Here is a 20,085-nt window from a genome sequence, read left to right as displayed (position 1 = left end):
CTCCCACCGTGTGGGAGGGGATTGAGGAAGAGAAAAGATGAACGAACTGACCCCATTCGCCAATCCGATCGCCAAGCCGGAGACGTTCGACCAGATCAAGATCGGTATCGCGTCCCCGGACAAGATCCGCAGCTGGTCGTTCGGCGAGATCAAGAAGCCGGAAACCATCAACTACCGCACGTTCAAGCCCGAGCGTGACGGCCTGTTCTGTGCCCGCATCTTCGGTCCGATCAAGGATTACGAATGCCTGTGCGGCAAGTACAAGCGCATGAAATACAAGGGCATCGTCTGCGAAAAGTGCGGCGTTGAAGTCACCGTCTCGAAGGTCCGGCGCGAGCGCATGGGCCATATCGAGCTGGCTGCCCCGGTCGCGCACATCTGGTTCCTGAAGTCGCTTCCGAGCCGCATCGGCCTGCTGCTCGACATGCAGCTCAAGCAGCTTGAGCGCGTGCTCTACTTCGAAAGCTATGTGGTCATCGAGCCGGGCCTGACCCCGCTCGAGAAGTTCCAGCTGCTGACCGAGGACGAGCTGCTCGAGGCGCAGGACGAATATGGCGAGGACGCCTTCTCCGCCGGCATCGGCGCCGAGGCCGTCCGCATCATGCTCATGGACCTCGACCTCGAAGGCGAGAAGAAGGCGCTGCTCGAAGAGCTTGAGACGACTAAGTCGGAGCTCAAGCCCAAGAAGATCATCAAACGCCTCAAGGTCGTCGAGAGCTTCCTTGAATCCGGCAACCGCCCGGAATGGATGATTCTGGAAGTCGTCCCGGTCATCCCGCCGGAGCTTCGTCCGTTGGTGCCGCTGGACGGCGGTCGCTTCGCGACGTCCGATCTCAACGACCTGTACCGCCGGGTCATCAACCGCAACAATCGCCTGAAGCGCCTGATGGAGCTGCGCGCGCCGGACATCATCGTCCGCAACGAAAAGCGCATGCTCCAGGAAGCGGTCGATGCGTTGTTCGACAACGGCCGCCGTGGCCGCACCATCACTGGTGCCAACAAGCGCCCGCTCAAGTCGCTGTCCGACATGCTCAAGGGCAAGCAGGGCCGCTTCCGCCAGAACCTGCTTGGCAAGCGCGTCGATTATTCGGGTCGTTCGGTCATCGTCACCGGTCCGGAGCTCAAGCTCCACCAGTGCGGCCTGCCGAAGAAAATGGCGCTCGAGCTGTTCAAGCCGTTCATCTACTCGCGCCTTGACGCCAAGGGTCTGTCGATGACCTTGAAGCAGGCCAAGAAGTGGGTCGAGAAAGAGCGCAAGGAAGTCTGGGATATCCTCGACGAGGTGATCCGCGAGCATCCGGTTCTCCTGAACCGCGCGCCGACGCTTCACCGTTTGGGCATCCAGGCGTTCGAGCCGGTGCTGATCGAGGGCAAGGCGATCCAGCTTCACCCGCTGGTCTGCGCTGCCTTCAACGCCGACTTCGACGGCGACCAGATGGCCGTGCACGTCCCGCTGAGCCTCGAGGCCCAGCTGGAAGCGCGCGTCTTGATGATGAGCACCAACAACATCCTCTCGCCCGCCAACGGCAAGCCGATCATCGTTCCGTCGCAGGACATGGTGCTTGGCCTCTATTACCTCTCGATCGAGAAAGAGGGTGAGCCGGGCGAAGGCATGATGCTTGGCGACATGGCCGAGGTCCACCAGGCCATCGCCGCCGGCGCCGTCACGCTGCACACCAAGATCACCAGCCGAGTCCCGCAGACGGACGAGGAGGGCAAGACCTACATGAAGCGGTTCGAAACGACCGCTGGCCGGATGCTCCTCGGCGAGACCCTGCCGAAGAGCCACAAGGTGCCGTTCGAAACGGTCAACCGCCTGCTGACCAAGAAGGAAATCGGCGACGTCATCGACATCGTCTATCGCCACACCGGCCAGAAGGAGACGGTTCTGTTCGCCGACGCGATCATGCAGCTCGGCTTCCGCCACGCGTTCGCCGCCGGCATCTCGTTCGGCAAGGACGACATGGTCATCCCGGGCGAGAAGGTGAAGCTGGTCGACGATACCCGCGCGCTCGTGAAGGATTACGAGCAGCAGTATCAGGACGGCCTGATCACCCAGCAGGAAAAGTACAACAAGGTGATCGACGCCTGGTCGCGTTGCGGCGACCAGGTCGCTTCGGCGATGATGAAGGAAATCTCGTCCGTCAAAAAGAACGACGACGGACGCGAAGCCGACATCAACTCGATCTACATGATGGCCCATTCCGGGGCGCGTGGCAGCCAAGCGCAGATCAAGCAGCTTGCCGGCATGCGCGGCCTGATGGCCAAGCCGTCGGGCGAGATCATCGAAACGCCGATCATCTCGAACTTCAAGGAAGGCCTGACCGTCCTTGAATACTTCAACTCGACCCACGGCGCCCGCAAGGGCCTGGCCGATACGGCGCTCAAGACGGCGAACTCGGGTTACCTGACCCGCCGCCTGGTCGACGTGTCGCAGGATGCCGTCATCGTCGAGGAGGATTGCGGCACCGAGCGGGCGCTCGAAATGCGCGCCATCGTCCAGGGCGGCGCGGTCATTGCCTCGCTTGGCGACCGCGTTCTGGGCCGCACAACGGCCGAGGATGTCGTCGATGCCAAGTCCGGCGAAGTCGTCATTCCGGAAGGCACGTTGCTTGACGAGCCGATGGTCGCCCGGATCGAGGAGATCGGGCTGCAGGGGATCAAGATCCGCTCGCCGTTGGTGTGCGCGTCCAAGCAGGGCGTGTGCGGCAAGTGCTACGGTCGCGACCTTGCCCGCGGTACCCCGGTCAACATCGGTGAAGCGGTCGGCGTCATCGCCGCCCAGTCGATCGGCGAGCCGGGCACCCAGCTGACGATGCGGACCTTCCACATCGGCGGCGCGGCGCAGCTCAACGAGCAGTCGAACCTCGAAGCGCCGGTTGACGGCACGATCGAGCTTCGCGACATGCCGACGATCCTCGATCCGCGCGGCCAGCACCGTTCGCTGTCCCGTTCGGGCGAAGTCGCGATCCTCGACATGGACGGCCGCGAGCTTTCGACTCACCGCGTTCCTTACGGTGCGCACCTGCTGTGCGAGACGGGTCACATCGTCTCCCGCGGCGACCGTATTGCGGAGTGGGATCCGGCCTACAGCCCGGTGATCACCGAGCGCGCGGGCACCGTGAAGTACCAGGACATCATCGATAACCGGACGCTGTCCGAGCAGACCGACGAGTCCACCGGTATTTCGCAGCGCGTCGTGACCGAGGACAACGCCAAGTCGAAGAAGGAAAACCTGCAGCCGCGCCTGACCCTGACGGGCAAGGATGCGGACGATGCGGGCGTTTACCGGCTTCCGCCAGGCGCGGTCATCGCCGTCGACGACGGCCAGACGGTCGAAGCCGGCGAAGTGCTGGCGCGCATGCCGCGGGAAGCCGCGCGTACGCGTGACATCACCGGCGGTCTGCCGCGCGTTGCCGAGCTGTTCGAAGCGCGCAAGCCGAAGGAGAATGCGATCATCGCCAAGGTCTCGGGCCGCGTGACGTTCATGCGCGACTACAAGGCCAAGCGGAAGATCGCGATCGTTCCGGAGGATGGCGGCGATCCAGTCGAGTATCTGGTGCCGAAGTCGAAGGTGATCGACGTCCAGGAAGGCGATTTCGTGAAGCGCGGCGACAACCTTGTCGGCGGCTCACCCGATCCGCACGACATCCTGGAAGTGCTGGGCGTCGTTGCGCTGGCCGAATATCTGGTTGCCGAAATCCAGGAAGTTTACCGGCTCCAGGGCGTGAAGATCAACGACAAGCACATCGAGGTGATCGTTCGCCAGATGCTGCAAAAGGTCGAGATCACCAACGGCGGCGACACCACCTTGCTTCCGGGCGAGCAGGTCGACCGTGAGGAGATGGACGAAGTCAACGCCGCCTTGCCGAAGAACAAGGCCAAGGCCGAAGGCAAGCCGGTCCTGCTGGGCATCACCAAGGCGTCGCTGCAGACCCGCAGCTTCATCTCGGCCGCCTCGTTCCAGGAAACGACCCGAGTCCTCACCGAAGCGTCGGTGCAGGGCAAGATCGATACCCTGAACGGCCTCAAGGAGAATGTGATCGTCGGCCGCCTGATCCCGGCGGGCACGGGTGCGGGCATGAACCGCCTGCGCGTTGCAGCCTCGTCGCGCGACACTGCGCTTCGGGCGGCCCAGCGCCGCATGGCGGAAGCGCTGATCGCGCCGGACTCGGCTGAAGAGCTGCGTGCGGCCGAACTGGCGCGGAGCCCGCGCGACGACGCCGGTACCGGCGACGATCCGCTCGGCGAAGTGGTCACCAGCGGCCAGGGCACCGATGCCGACGCTGGCGATTACCTGGCCGAATAGGCCGGCCGGATAAGGCAAAAAATAAGCCCCGCCGGCTCGCGCTGGCGGGGCTTTTTTTCGTTCCCGGCGGACTGCTTACTTGCAGTAGCCGCCGTTAATCGCGTTCTCGGTGCAGTTCGCTGCCGAATTGATATCGGCGGCGGCCCCGCGGACGGTGTTGCACGCGGCCAAGGCCAGTGCAGCGCCAACCAGCGCGACAGTCAGAACGTTTCGTACCATGGTCACCCTCCCTTTGAATGGCGAGATGACCATGGCCTCGATTAGACGGCGTTGTCGACCGCGTTAGCTGCCGAATTTACGTCCGCCGCAGCACCGCGAACGGTGTTGCAAGCCGCGAGAGCGAGCGAAGCGCCAATCGCGACCACAGTCATCACTTTACGAACCATGTCAGTTTCTCCTGTCGTCCGGATGAATGGAACGCGGCTCGGTGCGAACGGCTCCATTTCGCTGCCGTTATTTTTTGGTTTGGCGAAAGCGGCGCGGGAATCTGCTATGGCCGGGCGATGATCCGGGACTTCCACGCGCACATCTATTTCGATGCGGACGAGGTCGAAGCGGCCAAGGCGCTCGGCACGGCGGCGCAAGACCGCTTCGGGCTTCCGGTCGGCCATTACCACCTCCGGCCAGTCGGCCCGCATCCGCGCGGCAGCGTCCAGATGACGGTACCGCCGGATCGCTTCGGCGAAGTTGCCCAGTGGCTGGTCCTGAACCGCGGCGGGCTGACCGTCTTCGCCCATGCCAGCACCGGCGACGACCGCGCCGACCATAGCGAGCATGTCATCTGGTTCGGGCCGAGCGAGCCGCTCGACCTGTCGATCTTCGGCTAGGCGCTCGGCCGCACAAACGAAAAGGGCGACCCCGAAGAGCCGCCCTCCCTTCCACGGACGCTTCAAGACATCCGCGAAACTCGTCTTTTGAAGCTTACTTGAGCTCGACGGTGCCGCCGGCTTCTTCGATCTGCTTCTTGATCTTTTCGGCTTCGTCCTTGCCGATGCCTTCCTTGACGGCCTTCGGCGCGCTTTCGACCAGCGCCTTGGCTTCGCCCAGGCCCAGGCCGGTGATCGCGCGGACTTCCTTGATCACGTTGATCTTCTTGCCGCCGTCGCCGGTGAGGATGACGTCGAATTCGGTCTTCTCTTCGGCAGCCGGAGCGGCAGCGCCGCCGCCGGCCGGGCCGGCAACCGCAACCGCGGCAGCGGCGGAAACGCCCCACTTTTCTTCAAGCGCCTTGGCGAGGTCAGCGGCCTCGAGGACGGTCAGTTCGGAAAGCTGGTCAACCAGCGCATTGATGTCAGCCATTTTATACTCCTGTGCGGGGCTTCATGCCCCATGTGTCGTGCGTTGATGGGTAAGCGAACTTACGCGGCTTGTTTTGCGCCATAAGCGCCGAAGACGCGGGCCAGCTGGGCACCCGGCTCACTAACGGTGCGGGCGATCTTGGTCGCCGGCGCCTGGATGAGACCGATGAGAGTGCCACGAAGCTCGTCGAGCGACGGAAGCGAGGCCAGGGCCTTGATCCCGTTGAGGTCGAGCAGCGTGTCGCCCATCGCGCCGCCAAGGATTTCGAACTTGTCGTTCGTCTTGGCGAAGTCGACTGCCACCTTGGCAGCCGCGACGGGGTCGATCGAGGTCGCAAGCGCGGTCGGGCCCTTCAGCAGGTCCCCGATCGGCTTGTAGCGCGTATCCTCGAGCGCAATCAGCGCCAGCCGGTTCTTCGCAACTTTGAACTGTGCGCCGGCGTCACGCATCTTCAGTCGCAGATCCGTCGATTGCGCGACGGAAAGGCCGAGATTGCGGGTGACAACCACCACGCTCGTCTCGGTGAAGACTTGCTTCAGCTGGTCGACCAGATCGGATTTTTGCGAACGATCCATGCCAACTCCAGAATTTCGCCCGGGCAAGGCCCAAGCGAGGTTCAACAAACGCCCGTGCAAGTTTCCCTGCGTGGGCAGCAATTGTCCGTGGGGTTGGGATCGGCGGCGCCGCAGATGCAACGCACGACAGCGGGCCGGGCCCGCGGTCTGATTCCTGTCCCCGTCTCGGTTGCGGATTAAGGGGGAAGCCCCCAGCAACTGTCTCGGACGGTGCGAGAGCCAAGGCTAACGCGAAGGCGCGCCTATAGCGCAATGGCCATTTCAATCAAGTCTTTGCCGGACAAACGAAAGCCCGGGCGAAGCTGGTGCTCCGCCCGGGCCATTGTCGTCCGTCGTTAGGCGGAAGCTCGGCTTAGCCGCGCTCGCCAGCCTGCGGAGCCATCGGCGGAGCCGGCGGCATCGGGCACATGTCGGTGGCCAGGATCACCGTGCCGTTGGCACAGGTCTGGGTGGCCGGAGCAACCGGAGCCGGGGCTTCGACCACCGGGGCCGCAACCATCGGGGCAGCAACCGTCGGAGCGCCGAAGTTGAAGATCAGGCTCGCCAGCAAGCTGTGCGACTGGAACTTCGAGTTGCTCTGGAACAGCACGTCCGCATCGGTGAAGTCACCGTTGTCGCTGAAGTTCACCTTGCCGGTGCGGAAGTAGCGATACTTCAGGCCTGCCTCGACGTTGTTGGCGATCGGGACGGCAGCGCCGGCGATGAGCTGGTAGGCCCAGGCGCTGTCGCTGTCGCCAAGCAGCTTCAGCTTGGCGCGGCCGATACCGGCACCGGCGTACAAGCGGGCTCCGCCGGCATCGAAGTCGGCGAGGCCGTTCAGCATCAGCGACTTGACGCTGATGCGGCCGTCGACGTCGGTGTCGATGCCTTCAAGGTCTTCGCCGGTGGCATCGAAATAATCGTCGATGAATTCTTCGTCGAACTCGACCTTGTCGGTCTTGGCGCGCTTGTAACCAAGTTCGCCCTCAACGCGGAACGCGCCGAAATCGTAGCCGACGATGGCATCGATGTCGTAGCCGCGCTTGTAATCGAGATCGAGGACGTCGTTGTAGTCGACGTTCGGCAGCGTCGGGTCGATGAAGTCGACCTGGGCGTCGACATTGCTGTCCTGCGGGAACAGGACGCCGCCTTCGATGCCGGCATAAGGGCCGCTCTGGGCAAAGGCCGGGGTTGCGACGACGGCGGCCGCCGCGACGGCAGCAAGAAGATACTTGCGCATCTGGTTAGTTCCTTCGTGTGTTGATTGGATGCCGCCTTAACCAAGCCGCAGGGTGAAGGTTGCGGCCGGTTTCGGTTTTGAGTCAGTACTGTTGTAATTGGGCCACAGACGGGGTCGGCTTAGCCTTCGCGGTTGCGCGCGAGATACTGCTCCAGATCGTCGCTGCCCCCGATCCGCTCCCCGTCGATGAAGACCTGCGGCGTCGTCATCACCCCATGCTCCGCCTTGAAGGCGTCGACCGCTTCGCGGGTCTCCAAGGTATTATCTTCGACCTCGAAGCCGCTTTCGTCGAGCAGCGCCTTGGCGCGCACGCCGAACGGGCACGTATGTTCGGGCAAGACCATTCGGTACAAAGTGGCTTGGCGGGTGTCGGGCATGTGAATCTCCTGCTTCGCAAGGCAGAGCGCGGGGCGCGGTGACGAGTTCCACGCCAAATGCCCGGCCGCTGGTCGAATGCCGGTTGCCTGGACCGTGCCCGTGTCCCACGGTGACGCACGCTTCCAAGAGGGGTTTTCGAATGCGATCGACCTGCCTGATTTCCTGCTTCCTTGCGGTTTCGATGAGCGGCACGGCCTGGCCTGCAATCGCCGTTGCCGCCCCGGCCGCGGCGACGACGCCCAAGGTCCCGCCGACCCAATTCACCCAGCGCTCGCTGAAGAATGGGCTGAAGGTCATCGCGATCCGCGACACCTCGACGCCCAACGTGATGGTGTCGATGTGGTATGAGGTCGGATCGAAGCACGATCCCGCCGGCCGCTCCGGTTTTGCGCACCTGTTCGAGCACATCCTGAGCCGCAAGACGGTCAACATGCCCTACAATGCGATCAACGGGATGGTCGACGACATCGGCGGCACCCGCAACGCTTCGACCTGGTACGACCGGACCAATTATTACGAGATCGTGCCCGCCGAATATCTCGAGCGGATGTTGTGGACCCACGCCGAGCGGATGGCGCGCCCGGTCGTCGACAAGGAAGTGTTCGAAACCGAGCGCGGAGTGGTCAAGGAGGAGCTTCGCCAACGCGTGCTGGCACCCCCCTACGGCCGGTTCTTCAACTTCGCGATCGGCGAGAACATCTTCAACGTCTTGCCCCACCGGCGGCCGACCATCGGCAGCATCCAGGATCTCGACAATGCAACGCTGGAGGACGCGCGCGCCTTCCACCAGGCTTTCTATGGTCCGGATACGGCGACTCTAATCGTGTCCGGCAACTTCAAGCCGGCCGAGCTGAACGCTCTGATCGACCGTTATTTCGCCAACATTCCGCGTCGGGCGCGGGCAATCCCGCTGGCGATCCGGACCAAGGACACGCCGGTCAAGCCGCGCACGGTCACCGCCACCGGGCCCAACGTCCCGCTGCCGCTGGTCGGAAGCGCATTCCGGCTGCCCGCGGCGGCCCACCCCGACATGGCGGCGCTCGAGGTTCTCGACGCGATCCTGTCCGCCGGCGACAATAATCGGCTGGACGCCGCGCTGGTGAAGCCGGGCCTCACCACCGAGGCGGGGACCGGTCTCTATACGATCGAAGAGCAGAGCGTGCTTTCCGTTTACGGCTTTGTCGCCGGCGGGAAGGACCAGGCCGTCGTTGCGACCGAGCTCGACAAGGCGCTTGCCCGGTTGCGCACTACGCCGCCGACCGCAGCCGAAGTGATGGAAGCTAAGAACGAACTGCTGGCCGGTTCCCTGGCGGAGCGGGAGACCTTTTCGGGCCGCGCATTCGAACTCGGCGAAGCTTACGTCCGCACTGGCGATCCGCGCCATGCGGACAAGCGCCTGGCCGCGATCGCGCGAGTGACTCCGGCCGACGTGCTTCGGGTGGCGAAGACCTACCTTAGCCCCGCCAAGCGGATCCAGCTTCGCTACGTGAAGGGCGACGGCGATCCAAAGGGTTGGGCGAACCCGACCCCGCTGCCAAAGTTCAGCACGCCGCCGGCGGCAACCGGCAAGCCCAACCAGCTTCGCGCCGAAGCCGATCGGGATCCGCTGCCCGGGCCGGGCGAACGGGTCGCCTACGTTGCCCCGCAAGTCACCGACGAACGTCTCGGCAACGGCATCCGCTTCATTTCCGCGCGCACCGGCAACGTGCCGTTGACGACAATGACGGTGCTGATCGGCGCCGGCTCGGCGACCGACCCGCGCGCCAAGGCTGGTCTGGCCAACCTTGCCGCGGCGATCGCCAGCAAGGGGACGGCGACGCAAAGCGCCGACCAGATTGCCGCCCGGCTTGAGCGCCTCGGCGCCTCGCTCTCGGCCTCGGCGGCCACCGACGGCACCTATATCTCGCTGACCGCGCCGGCGGCGACGCTTGGGCAGGCCAGCGAAGTGCTGTCGGACATCGTCCGCAACGCGAGCTTCCCGGAGGAGGACTTTGCCCGTGAGCGCAAGCGCGCGCTCGATGGCCTGAGCATCTCCCTCAAGGAGCCCGGAGCGCTGGCGGGAATGCTGGTCAACCCGGTGGTCTACGGCAATGCCCCTTACGGCTCGATCGGCGGCGGCACGCCGGCAAGCCTGGCCGGGCTGACCCGCGGCGACCTGCTCGCCTTCCGTCAGGCATGGTGGCGGCCGGAACTGACGACCGTGCTCGTGTCCGGCGGCATCGACGCGGCCGAAGCGCGGAAGATCGCGGAATCGGCGTTCGGCGACTGGAAGGTGGCCGGATCGGCCCCGGCCCAGCCGCAGGCGCTTGCCGGGTCGGCGCTTCCGGCGCGGACGCTGGTCGTCAACCTGCCCGGCTCCGGCCAGGCGGCGGTCTATGCCGTCGCCCGCGGCCTGTCCCGCGCCGACCGCGCCTATTACGACGCGCTGCTGGCCAATTCGGTGCTCGGCGGAACGTCGACCGGGCGCTTGTTCGAGGAAATCCGGGTCAAGCGCGCGCTCAGCTACGGTGCTTATAGCGGGCTTTCGGCGCAGCGGGACGTCGGCACGTTGGTCGCCTCGGCCCAGACCAAGAATGAAAGCGCCGCGGAGGTCGCCAAGATCTTCCTCGACGAGCTCCAGCGGATCGGCGCGCAACCGCTCGATGCGAAGCAGGTGGAAAACCGCAAGACGCTGCTGACCGGAAGCTACCAGCGGTCGATGCAGACCAGCGCCGGCTTCAACGGCCAGGTGGCAAGCGCGCTGCTGCGCGGCCTCGAGCCGACGGAAGTGCTTGCCTATCCGGACCGCGTCGCGGCGGTGACGGGTGCGGGGGCGACGGCGTCGATGGCGCAGATCGTCAAGCCGGAGAACATCAGCATTGTCATCGTCGGCGATGCCGCGAAGTTCATCGACAAGCTGCGGGCAATCCGCCCGAACGTGGAGCTGGTGGAGGCCGACCAGCTCGACCTCGCGACCGCCTCGGCGCGCAAGTAGAATCGAAAAGGGCCGGGGCGACTAGCGCTCCGGCCCTTTCTCTTGTCGTGGCCGTCACGGGAGTAAATCCCGTGCCGTCGATCCTGTCCCTTTCAGGGCAGGTCGGCCGAGCCTCGCTAGCTCTCCCGCTGCTCCGGCGCCGCGCCTTGGCGCGCCGCCGTCACTGCGGTCGGCAGCTCGGCTTAGACGCCCGGGATTTCTTCCAGCGCGACCTTTACGCCCGGCCCCATCGAGGAGCTGACGGCGACCTTCTTAACATATTTGCCCTTCGAGCCGGTCGGCTTGGCCTTGACGATGGCGTCGACGAAGGCGTCGAAGTTGGCGCGGATGTCGGCTTCCGGGAAGCTCGCCTTGCCGATGCCGGCATGGATGATGCCTGCCTTTTCGACGCGGAATTCGACCTGGCCCGACTTGGCGGCCTTGACCGCTTCGCCGACGTTCGGCGTGACGGTGCCGAGCTTCGGGTTCGGCATCATGCCCTTGGGGCCGAGCACCTTGCCGAGGCGGCCGACGACACCCATCATGTCGGGCGTGGCGATGACGCGGTCGAAGTCGCTCTTGCCGTCCTGGATTTCCTGCATCAGGTCTTCCGCACCGACGACTTCGGCGCCGGCGGCACGGGCTTCGTCGGCCTTGTCGCCCTTGGCGAACACCGCGACCCGGACGTCCTTGCCAGTGCCCTTGGGCAGCGAGACGACGCCGCGCACCATCTGGTCGGCGTGACGCGGGTCGACGCCCAGGTTGAGCGCGACTTCGACTGTCTCGTCGAACTTGGCGGTGGCGTTGGACTTCACCAGCGCGATCGCTTCATCGACGCCGTACAGCTTTTCGCGGTCGACCGCGCCGGCCAGCGACTTCTGCTTCTTGGTCAGCTTTGCCATGTCCTTAGCCCTCCACAACCTGGAGGCCCATCGCGCGGGCGGAGCCTTCGATGATCTTGGTCGCCGATTCGATGTCGTTGGCGTTGAGGTCCTTCATCTTGACCTCCGCGATTTCCGACAGCTTCGAGCGCTTGATGGTGCCCGCGGACACCTTGCCCGGCTCCTTCGAGCCCGACTTCAGGTTCGCCGCTTTCTTCAGCAGGAACGAAGCCGGCGGGGTCTTGGTCGCGAACGAGAAGCTGCGGTCCGCATAGACGGTGATCACGGTCGGGATCGGCGCGCCCTTTTCAAGCTCCTGCGTGGCGGCGTTGAACGCCTTGCAGAATTCCATGATGTTGACGCCGCGCTGACCCAGCGCCGGCCCGATCGGCGGCGACGGGTTGGCGGTGCCCGCGGGCACCTGCAGCTTGATATAGCCGGTAATTTTCTTAGCCATTTAACTCACTCTTTTGTGGTTTGCCTTCGATACATCTCGGCAAACGGCTCAAGTTTAGCGGTTCCAGCGGCCAGCCCAGGGGCCAGCCTCCCGCAACGGTTTCCGATTGTCCGGAAGGCGGCGCCTTTAGCGCAGGCGGTCGCCGAAGGGAAGGGCGTCGCGCTACGGCTTCAGCTTCAGCGAAGTGAGGAAGGCGTCGCGGTTCGGCGCCCCGACCGCCGGGTTGTACAGCACCAGCAAGGTGTACAGCCGGTTGCCGATTACTGCCGCCCGCGCCTTCAGCTCGCCATTGTCGGACGCGATCATGAACTCGCGCCCCGGCTGGCCGCCCTTCGGGGTGCCGATGCGGATCGGGATTTCCGATTTGACCGTGCCCTTGAGCTGGTTCGTCAGCCCGTTGCGGGCTTCGTCGAGGATATCCTCGACCGGCCGCTTGGCCACGACGGCGGCGGGGTAATCGGCGGTGCTGATCGAATAGATCACGCCGTCCTCCGTCACCGTATAGGCCTGCGTCGCCACCGTGCCGGCGCCGATTTCGACCGTGTTCGAAATGCGCTCGGGCGAGCCCGGCATGACGACGGTGAAACGGTCGCCGTCGACCTTGGCCAGCGACGCGGCAGCCCCGGCAGGAGCAGCGGCCCCGGCCGGCGCAGCGGCGAAAGCGGTGACGGCGAAGGCGGCGGCGGCGAGGCCAGCGAGCATTCGGTTCACGATTGAACTCCCCCCGGATCGATTCTCGAAGCGCGCGTCATGACCCAGAAGCGCACGGGTGAGAAGGGCCCTTAAAGTCACTAAAGTCACGCGGTCGTGCAGCTTTTTCGTGACTTTAAGCGGGGATGCGGAGGGTCGGCGACGGCGGACAGGCGGCGCCTGGAGCAAGCGTGAACGGGGTGGCGCCATCGCGGAAGCGTGGCAGAAGAGGGGGGCTGTAGGACAGCTTATTGTCGGGGTTGCTTTGCGTAGAGCTTACCCTGGAAACCTCTAAAGGCCGACTGCACTTCCGTCACAGTCGCGCCGAGGCGCTTGAGTCCATCTGAGGCGCTGCCGTACTTCACGTTGAGAAGTGTAGGCAGCTTTTCAAGATCGAGCTCGTCCTCCCCTTCGGCAACATATTGCGAAAGCACGAAATCGAGAAATTCCTGCTGCGCGTCCGGCATTCCGTTTAGAATATCGAACCGCTTCGACGCGACGCGTTCCATGCGCGTTTCCGGCGCACGCAAATAGGCAACATAGGCCAAGACGTCGAACAGGTCGCTCGCCTCGGCGTCAATAATGGTGCGAACGTTCTCCAGCTGGTCACGCGTGAAGCCACGCTCTGCGAGGCCGCCAAGCAGCTTTTTGCGGGTGTCGGGGTCGCCCCAGATGCGGCGAAGCTCGGCTTCGTTCTGGAACAGCTCGGGTAACACGCCGAAGAGCGCCTCGACAAACTGCGAGGCGGAAACGGGTTTGCCGTTTGGACCCCAGAAAGTGGTCGCACTCATGTGCTGAAACTTGCGTTCCTTCCCGTCGGCCAGCTTTACGACAAGCATCTCGCGTTTCGGTGCTAACTCGTCGGGATCGGCAGGCGGTGCAGGGTCGTCGGGATTCAGTTCGCCAGGCGCGGGTTTCGCGGGTGGCTCGAGCGGCTCCCCGTCCCATTCGGGATCGTTGAAGTGCTCGTACGCCTTCACGAAATCGTAAATCGTGAAATAGTCCTTGCCGTCGAAAAGGCGGGTTCCGCGCCCAACGATCTGCTTGAACTCGATCATCGAATTGACAGGGCGGAGCAGGACGATGTTGCGGACGTTCCGGGCGTCGACGCCGGTCGAAAGCTTCTGGCTGGTAGTGAGGATCGTCGGGACGGTCTTGTCGTTATCCTGGAAGGTCCGGAGGTGCTGTTCGCCGAGCGCGCCGTCGTTGGCGGTCACACGAACGCAGTAGTTCGGGTTGGTGCTGGTCTTCACCTGATTAATCAGGTCGCGGATCAGCCCGGCATGTTCCTGCGTCGCGCAGAAGACGAGCGTCTTTTGCTTCTGGTCGATCATGTCCATGAACGTCTTCACGCGATAGGCTTCGCGCTCACGGATGAAGATCGACTTGTTGAAGTCCGACTCCTTGTAGCGCTTGCCCTCGACCACCTCGCCGGAAAGGATTTCGTCGTCCGGCGTGTAGAGATAATCGTCGATCGTGGTGCCGATCTGCTGCACCTTGAACGGCGTTAGATAGCCGTCCTCGATGCCCTGCTTCAGCGAATAGGTGTAAACCGGCTCGCCGAAATAGGCGTAGGTATCGACATTGTCCCTGCGTTTGGGCGTGGCGGTGAGGCCGATCTGCACCGCCGGCGCGAAATATTCGAGGATCGCCCGCCATTCGCTGCCGTCCTTGGCCCCGGCGCGGTGGCATTCGTCGATGATTACGCAATCGAAGAAGTCGGGCGGATAGTCCTGATAGTTGAAGGCCGGCTCTTCCTCGCTTCCGGTGTCGGTCATCACGGACTGGAAGATGGTGAAGAAGATGCTGCCGTTTTTCGGCACGCTGCCGCGCTTTCGGATCAGATCAGGGCGGATGCGAACCAGCGCATTATCTTCGAACGCGCCGAAGCTGTTGTAGGCCTGGTCTGCCAATATGTTACGATCGGCAAGGAACAGGATGCGCGGCCGCCGCGTGGGCGTGCCGTCGCTTTTCCAATCCTGAATGTTCCATCGCGCGTGGAACAGCTTCCACGCCAGCTGGAAGGCAATGACCGTCTTGCCAGTACCGGTGGCGAGGGTGAGCAGGATACGGTCCTTGCCGCTCGCGATCGCATCGAGCGCCTTCTGGATCGCGTTATATTGGTAATAGCGGGGCTCGAACCGCCCGTCGGTCTGCAGCGGCACCGCCGCGAACCGGTCACGCCACAGGTTGGCTTCGGCGAATGTGTCGGCCCACAATTCGTCAGGTGTCGGCCAGATTTCGACCATCCCTTCCGAGCCGGTCTTCAGGTCGATCCGCCAGATGTCTTTACCATTTGTGGCGAAGGCAAAGCGGGTTTGCAGGCACTGGGCATAATCCTTCGCCTGCCCGACGCCCTCAGTGTAGCTCTTCGTGGCTGCCTTGGCCTCAACCACCGCCAGCTTGGTGTTGCGATAGGTCAGGACATAATCGGCCGACTTCGCCGCCGCGCGCTTGCCGCCGCCCATGATCCGCCCCGGCGCGATCACTTCCCGCCGAGTCCGGCTGTCCGCCACCACGCCCCAGCCGGCGGCATGGAACGCGGGATCGATCAGCTCGGCGCGAGTCTCGGCTTCGTTCATGCGGGGATGGGTTCTCGCTCGGACAATTCGCCGGAGAAGGCGCGGTGGAGGAGGGATTGTTTCAGTTCATTCAATGAGTGCAACTTCCGCCCATACTTTTCAGTGAGGTCGCTTACCGCCGCCGCGATATCCGTCAAACGCTCTGCCAAAAGCTTTTGAGTTTCCAGCTCCTTGGGCACTCGCACTCGCCAAGCCGCAACGGTGCTTTTGCGAATCGAGGGGAGCCCGGCATCGTTAGAGAACTCTTTCAGAGGTTTGTTGACCATCAGTTGCAACAATAACGTAGCGTCAAGTTTTTCTGGGTTCGGGATGATACCCATAACGTTATTGTCGACGCAGCAAGGTACGCCGACGAGACGCTTCTTGTCTGTTGCGATTGCCCCCCCGACCTTCGGGAAGAGCACGCTACCTACCGGAAAGACCCGCGCTCGCAGTTGGGAACGGGTAATCTCAGAGATTGTATGGTTCGCTGCGGTCATGATGGTTTCGTTGCCGGGCGTGTTCATGTCCCCGACCTTGAAGAACGGAATTGCTTCGTCCGCTTTGCCTTGAAACCGATCAGGAAAGCCTGCGCCTGACTCGATCTCGGCTAACTCTCTGATTTCAACCTCATCGCATTCGGCAACAAGCCGAGATAGTAGGCTCTCTAGAGCGAGCCGTCCGCTTAGCCGCGCATTGGCGAGGTTCCTTTCGGCGTTGGCGGTTGCGGTGGCGATGGCGGCGAAGGCCTCATCCAACACGGCCACAATCCGCCGCTGCTCATCGAGGGGTGGCGTATGGATCAGGAGCTCGTCGGCAAGTCGTTTGGGACGTACTTCCTTAATCGTAGCACCTCGCGCCATAGCGCGGATCGTATTAACTTGCTCATGCAAAGCATACGCAAGAAACTCACTGGTGACGCGTTCTGGGTTAGGGACAATCCCTGCCAAGCCCTGCTTTGTGGCGACGGGAACTTTCGCAATTCCAATCTCGCCGATTGTGGCCCCCAGTGAAATGATGACCGAGCCGATAGGCCAAACTTTCGCCGAACAGTTCGCGAGACCCGACGGCGTAAGGTATTCTGCTGAAGCGTGAATCTCCGGCTGAATGTCCTTGACGACGCACCAAGTGATAGCGCCGCCAAAGTAAGAAGGGTTGGAGCGAGACGGTGTCCCTCCATCTTTGATGTCGAGTATAACATCTGCAAGTCGTTGCGTGCGCCAGCCCGTCACAGCAATTCCCTGACCCGCGCCAGCACCTCGGCGCTCTCGGCATCGAGACGCGCTATTTCGTCGAGAATCTCCGCTGGGCTCCGCAGTGCCTCGGCTTCTGGCGCGTTGGGGTTGCGCACGGTAAGGTCGAAGGTCGCCGGATCGATGCTGTCCGCCGCCACACTCCAGCAGTTCGGCGCAGCCGCAAACTCCGCCTGTTTCGCCACGAAATCCGCCATATCGGCATCGTTCAGCGGACTGGTCTTGCCCATCGTCCGGCCGGGATCGAGCCGGTAATAATAGATATTCCGCGTCGCCTCCCCCTTGTCGAAGAACAGCACCACCGTCTTCACGCCCGCCCCCTGAAACGTGCCCTGAGGCATGTCGAGAACGGTGTGGAGGTTGCAGGTTTCCAGCAATTCCTTGCGCAGCGCGACGCTGGCATTGTCGGTGTTGCTGAGGAAGGTGTTCTTGATCACCACCGCACCGCGCCCACCCGCCTTCAGCGAGCGGATGAAATGCTGCAGGAACAGATAGGCGGTTTCGCCGGTCTTGATCGGGAAGTTCTGCTGGATTTCAGGCCGTTCCTTGCCGCCGAACGGCGGGTTGGCCAGCACGACGTCGAACCGGTCCTTTTCTTGAATGTCGAGGACGTTCTCGCCCAGCGTATTGGTGTGGACGATATTGGGCGCGTCGATCCCGTGCAGGATCATGTTCATCACGCCGATGACGTAGGCGAGGCTCTTCTTTTCCTTGCCGTAGAAGGTGCGGGTTTGAAGTGTCTCGCGGTCGCCGGTCGATTGCGCTTTGGCTTTAAGATAATCGAATGCCTCACATAGGAAGCCGGCCGAACCACAAGCGCCATCATAAATCGTATCGCCGATTTTTGGGTCGACCACCTTAATCATCGCCCGGATCAGCGGGCGCGGCGTATAATATTCGCCGCCGTTGCGCCCGGCGTTCCCCATCTTGCGGATTTTGGCTTCGTAAAGCTCCGACAGCTCATGTTTTTCGGAGACGCTGCCGAACCGCAGCTGGTCGACCAGATCGAGCGCGTCGCGCAGCGAATAGCCGCTGGTGAACTTGTTCTTCAGCTCGGCGAAGACCTCACCGATCTTATACTCGATCGTGTTCGGCTCGGCCCGCCCGCGAAAGCCCTGGAGATATGGAAAAAGCTCGCGGTTGACGTAGTCGATCAGGTCGTCGCCGGTCTTGGCACGATTGTGGTCGATCTTGCCGCTTGCATCCTTGGGAGCCGCCCAGACGCCCCAGCGATGCGCGTTGTCGATGATCTGCGTGTCGGCGCGCCCGGCAAGCTCAGCCTGAAGCGCCCGCTCCCTTTCCAAGTCGTCGAGATACTTGAGAAAAAGGAGCCAGCTGGTTTGCTCGACATAATCCAGTTCGGTCGTGCAGCCCGCCTCTTTCCAGAGAACGTCGTCTATATTCTTGAAGGTCTGTTCGAACACTTAGTCCCCCTGTTCGGGAGCACCCTAATCAGCTGGTCCGAAACAGGAAGCGCTAACGCAGCTTCTCGATCTTTAGCCCGTCCGCCTTCGCCCGATCCCGCGTGCTCTCCTCGCTCCGCGTCAGCGCTTTCGCTATCGCGCGGAGGCTCATGCCTTTGGCGGCTAGCTGGTGGAGTTTCTGGATCTCGTCGGTTCGCCAGGGTTGGCGGTGACGTTCGAACTTTTCGCCGGTGGCCATTTGGGCATCGTGCACGAGCAAGTGACGAAAGGGAAGGACGGTCCCTCGACTACGCTCGGGACGAACGGGGAGGGGAGGAGAAGGGCATCAGGGCGGCCTGATGCCGTCGGACGGGCTCAGCCGGCCTGACCGGCTGCCCCGCCGGCCGGGTCAATAGCGTCTCTTCGACACAGCTAACGATTGCTCCGCAATCGCTTCGCTGCGCTCGGCGCTATTTGACGCGCTCAACCTGTTCGAATTCCAGCTCCACCGGCGTTGCACGGCCGAAGATGCTCACCGAGACCTTCACGCGTCCACGGTCGAAGTCCAACTCTTCGACGACTCCGTTGAAGCTTGCGAACGGGCCGTCGAGGACCTTGACCGCATCGCCGATCTCATAATCGACCTTGATCTGCTGCTTGGGCGCGGCGGTCGCCATTTCTTCCTTGGTGGAAAGGATGCGCGCGGCTTCGGCTTCGCTGATCGGCTGCGGCTTGCCGTTGGGGCCGAGGAAGCCGGTGACCTTGGGCGTGTTCTTGACGAGGTGGTAGACCTGATCGCTCATGGTCAGCTTGGCGAGTACGTAGCCGGGGAAGAACTTGCGGTCGCTGGTGATCTTCTTGCCGCGGCGGACCTCGGTGACCTTTTCGGTCGGAACCTCGACCGCTTCGACGTGCGGTTCCAGGCCAAGGCGCCCGGCCTCGGCCAGGATCGATTCCTTCACCTTGTTCTCAAAGCCGGAATAAGCGTGGATGATGTACCAGCGGGACATGGGTTGGTGTGCCTTCGTATTTCTGGCGGCTGGTTAGCCGAGCTGCTTGAGCAGGAACTGCACGATCGCGCTGAACGTGCTGTCGGTGAGGAGGAAGAAGCCGGCGAGCAGAAGCGTCATGAACAGCACCATGATCGCCGTGCGCCGGGTTTCCTGCATCGTCGGCCAATGGACCTTCTGGATGCCCTCGACCCGGACCTGCCGAACGAATTCGCCTGGAGAGACCTTTGCCACTGTCGTTCTCGCTTCGCGGATAGAAAAACGAGGTCCGCGGGGGTTCCCGCCAGACCTCGACCGAGTTGCATCTAGCGCGGTGTCGGCCGCCATTCAAGGGATGGGCGGTGAAGCTGTCACGGGAGTAAATCCCGTGACGTCGCCACAGCTTCGCTGTGCTCGGGCGCTCAAGACGTGGCAGGGGCAGGGGGACTCGAACCCACGACCCTCGGTTTTGGAGACCGATGCTCTACCAACTGAGCTATACCCCTAGGCCGTGGGCGAGTTAGACCGGCGACCTGCGCTTCGCAAGGGGCGTGGGAGACCGGCGCGGAGTGAATCCGCGCCGTCGGTCCTGTCGTGCTGCGCTCGCAGGCCGTCCGGCCTTCGCCGGCTCTCACGCAGCTTCGCTGTGCTCGGCGGCTCAGGCTTGCAGCTTGTCCATCATCCTGGCGACGAAGGCGGTGGACCAGCCGATGAGGACGAAGCCGATTACCGCTTCGAACGCGCCGATCAGCCGCCAGCGTTCGGGCACATGTTCGGTCGCGCCGAGCGTCGCATAGGCGCTGGCCGAGAAATAGAGCGCGTCGGCGAAGGTCGGGACGCCGGTTTCCATGACCACGTAAAATACGGCGAAGACGAAGATTTCGATGAAATGGAGCAGGAACAGGAGGACGCCGGTCGAGGCGAGCATCAGCAGTGCGCTGAAATCCATCTTGTGCCGCTCGAGCCGCTTTTCCTCGAACGTCGGGATCTTGCCGATCCCCAGCAGCCCCAGGCCGTGGATCAGTACCATGAGAAGGACGAAGCCGGCGGAAACCGCAAGCTGGGTCCACAGGTGCATCGGGACGATTTCTTGTTCCATCGCCGGCACGAAGCGGATT

18 protein-coding genes and 1 tRNA gene are annotated in these 20,085 nt (G+C 63.1%); 3 read left to right on the top strand and 16 right to left on the bottom strand.

Annotated features, from left to right (window positions below; translation table 11 throughout):
* The first annotated feature begins 37 nt into the window (after positions 1–37).
* The gene (rpoC, locus tag G7078_RS09520) at positions 38–4,309 is read left to right on the top strand and encodes a DNA-directed RNA polymerase subunit beta' (RefSeq protein WP_166095426.1); all 4,272 of its coding nucleotides are present in this window, start codon (positions 38–40) and stop codon (positions 4,307–4,309) included.
* Positions 4,310–4,384: 75 nt separating this feature from the next.
* Here rpoC and G7078_RS09515 read toward each other — a convergent pair whose 3' ends face one another.
* Positions 4,385–4,528 (bottom strand): entericidin EcnA/B family protein, encoded by a 144-nt coding sequence (locus tag G7078_RS09515; RefSeq protein ID WP_166095424.1) that lies wholly within the window; start codon positions 4,526–4,528, stop codon positions 4,385–4,387.
* A 284-nt stretch (positions 4,529–4,812) separates the two neighbouring features.
* Between G7078_RS09515 and G7078_RS09510 the strand changes: the two genes are divergently transcribed.
* The gene (locus G7078_RS09510) at positions 4,813–5,136 is read left to right on the top strand and encodes a DOPA 4,5-dioxygenase family protein (protein WP_166095422.1); all 324 of its coding nucleotides are present in this window, start codon (positions 4,813–4,815) and stop codon (positions 5,134–5,136) included.
* Between the two features lie 94 nt (positions 5,137–5,230).
* On the opposite strand, the gene rplL is transcribed toward G7078_RS09510, so the two are convergent.
* The 4 genes from rplL to G7078_RS09490 form a co-directional block, all read right to left on the bottom strand.
* Positions 5,231–5,608, bottom strand: a complete 378-nt coding sequence (gene rplL / locus G7078_RS09505; RefSeq protein ID WP_166095419.1) for a 50S ribosomal protein L7/L12 — start codon at positions 5,606–5,608, stop codon at positions 5,231–5,233.
* A gap of 59 nt (positions 5,609–5,667) precedes the next feature.
* Positions 5,668–6,183, bottom strand: coding sequence for a 50S ribosomal protein L10 (rplJ, locus tag G7078_RS09500; RefSeq protein WP_166095417.1), 516 nt, complete (start codon positions 6,181–6,183; stop codon positions 5,668–5,670).
* A 352-nt stretch (positions 6,184–6,535) separates the two neighbouring features.
* Positions 6,536–7,402 carry an outer membrane protein gene (locus G7078_RS09495; RefSeq protein ID WP_166095415.1) on the bottom strand — a complete coding sequence of 289 codons (867 nt, stop codon included), beginning with the start codon at positions 7,400–7,402 and terminating at the stop codon, positions 6,536–6,538.
* A gap of 119 nt (positions 7,403–7,521) precedes the next feature.
* Positions 7,522–7,779 (bottom strand): glutaredoxin domain-containing protein, encoded by a 258-nt coding sequence (locus tag G7078_RS09490; protein ID WP_166095413.1) that lies wholly within the window; start codon positions 7,777–7,779, stop codon positions 7,522–7,524.
* A gap of 140 nt (positions 7,780–7,919) precedes the next feature.
* Between G7078_RS09490 and G7078_RS09485 the strand changes: the two genes are divergently transcribed.
* Entirely contained in the window at positions 7,920–10,754 is a 2,835-nt protein-coding gene (locus G7078_RS09485) for a M16 family metallopeptidase (RefSeq protein WP_166095411.1), read from the top strand.
* Positions 10,755–10,936: 182 nt separating this feature from the next.
* Here the strand turns inward: G7078_RS09485 and rplA are convergent, their stop codons facing one another.
* The 11 genes from rplA to G7078_RS09430 all read right to left on the bottom strand — a co-directional run bounded on the left by rplA (position 10,937) and on the right by G7078_RS09430 (position 20,066).
* The gene (gene rplA / locus G7078_RS09480) at positions 10,937–11,635 is read right to left on the bottom strand and encodes a 50S ribosomal protein L1 (protein ID WP_166095409.1); all 699 of its coding nucleotides are present in this window, start codon (positions 11,633–11,635) and stop codon (positions 10,937–10,939) included.
* Between the two features lie 4 nt (positions 11,636–11,639).
* Positions 11,640–12,071 (bottom strand): 50S ribosomal protein L11, encoded by a 432-nt coding sequence (gene rplK / locus G7078_RS09475; RefSeq protein ID WP_166095407.1) that lies wholly within the window; start codon positions 12,069–12,071, stop codon positions 11,640–11,642.
* Between the two features lie 162 nt (positions 12,072–12,233).
* Positions 12,234–12,782, bottom strand: a complete 549-nt coding sequence (locus G7078_RS09470; protein WP_166095405.1) for a hypothetical protein — start codon at positions 12,780–12,782, stop codon at positions 12,234–12,236.
* Between the two features lie 227 nt (positions 12,783–13,009).
* The gene (gene hsdR, locus G7078_RS09465) at positions 13,010–15,343 is read right to left on the bottom strand and encodes an EcoAI/FtnUII family type I restriction enzme subunit R (protein WP_166095402.1); all 2,334 of its coding nucleotides are present in this window, start codon (positions 15,341–15,343) and stop codon (positions 13,010–13,012) included.
* Positions 15,340–16,554: a restriction endonuclease subunit S gene (locus G7078_RS09460; RefSeq protein WP_166095400.1), complete on the bottom strand. Its 1,215-nt coding sequence runs from the start codon at positions 16,552–16,554 to the stop codon at positions 15,340–15,342. Before G7078_RS09460 ends, hsdR begins: the two co-directional genes overlap by 4 nt.
* Complete coding sequence (locus G7078_RS09455; protein WP_166095398.1) at positions 16,551–17,999, bottom strand: class I SAM-dependent DNA methyltransferase; 1,449 nt, start codon at positions 17,997–17,999, stop codon at positions 16,551–16,553. The genes G7078_RS09460 and G7078_RS09455 overlap by 4 nt, the downstream gene beginning before the upstream one ends.
* 52 nt (positions 18,000–18,051) lie before the next feature.
* Positions 18,052–18,237: a hypothetical protein gene (locus tag G7078_RS09450; RefSeq protein WP_166096325.1), complete on the bottom strand. Its 186-nt coding sequence runs from the start codon at positions 18,235–18,237 to the stop codon at positions 18,052–18,054.
* Positions 18,238–18,448: 211 nt separating this feature from the next.
* Complete coding sequence (nusG, locus tag G7078_RS09445) at positions 18,449–18,988, bottom strand: transcription termination/antitermination protein NusG (protein WP_166095396.1); 540 nt, start codon at positions 18,986–18,988, stop codon at positions 18,449–18,451.
* Positions 18,989–19,021: 33 nt separating this feature from the next.
* Positions 19,022–19,222 carry a preprotein translocase subunit SecE gene (gene secE / locus G7078_RS09440; RefSeq protein WP_166095393.1) on the bottom strand — a complete coding sequence of 67 codons (201 nt, stop codon included), beginning with the start codon at positions 19,220–19,222 and terminating at the stop codon, positions 19,022–19,024.
* A 175-nt stretch (positions 19,223–19,397) separates the two neighbouring features.
* Positions 19,398–19,473: transfer RNA gene (locus G7078_RS09435), tRNA-Trp, on the bottom strand.
* Between the two features lie 152 nt (positions 19,474–19,625).
* Positions 19,626–20,066: a two pore domain potassium channel family protein gene (locus tag G7078_RS09430; protein ID WP_166095391.1), complete on the bottom strand. Its 441-nt coding sequence runs from the start codon at positions 20,064–20,066 to the stop codon at positions 19,626–19,628.
* Positions 20,067–20,085: the final 19 nt, after the last annotated feature.

Origin of the sequence: Sphingomonas sinipercae (assembly GCF_011302055.1) — a bacterium.
GTDB lineage: Bacteria > Pseudomonadota > Alphaproteobacteria > Sphingomonadales > Sphingomonadaceae > Sphingomicrobium > Sphingomicrobium sinipercae.
The sequence above is the reverse complement of the archived record's forward strand: the minus strand, read 5'-3'. Positions and strand labels throughout refer to the sequence as shown.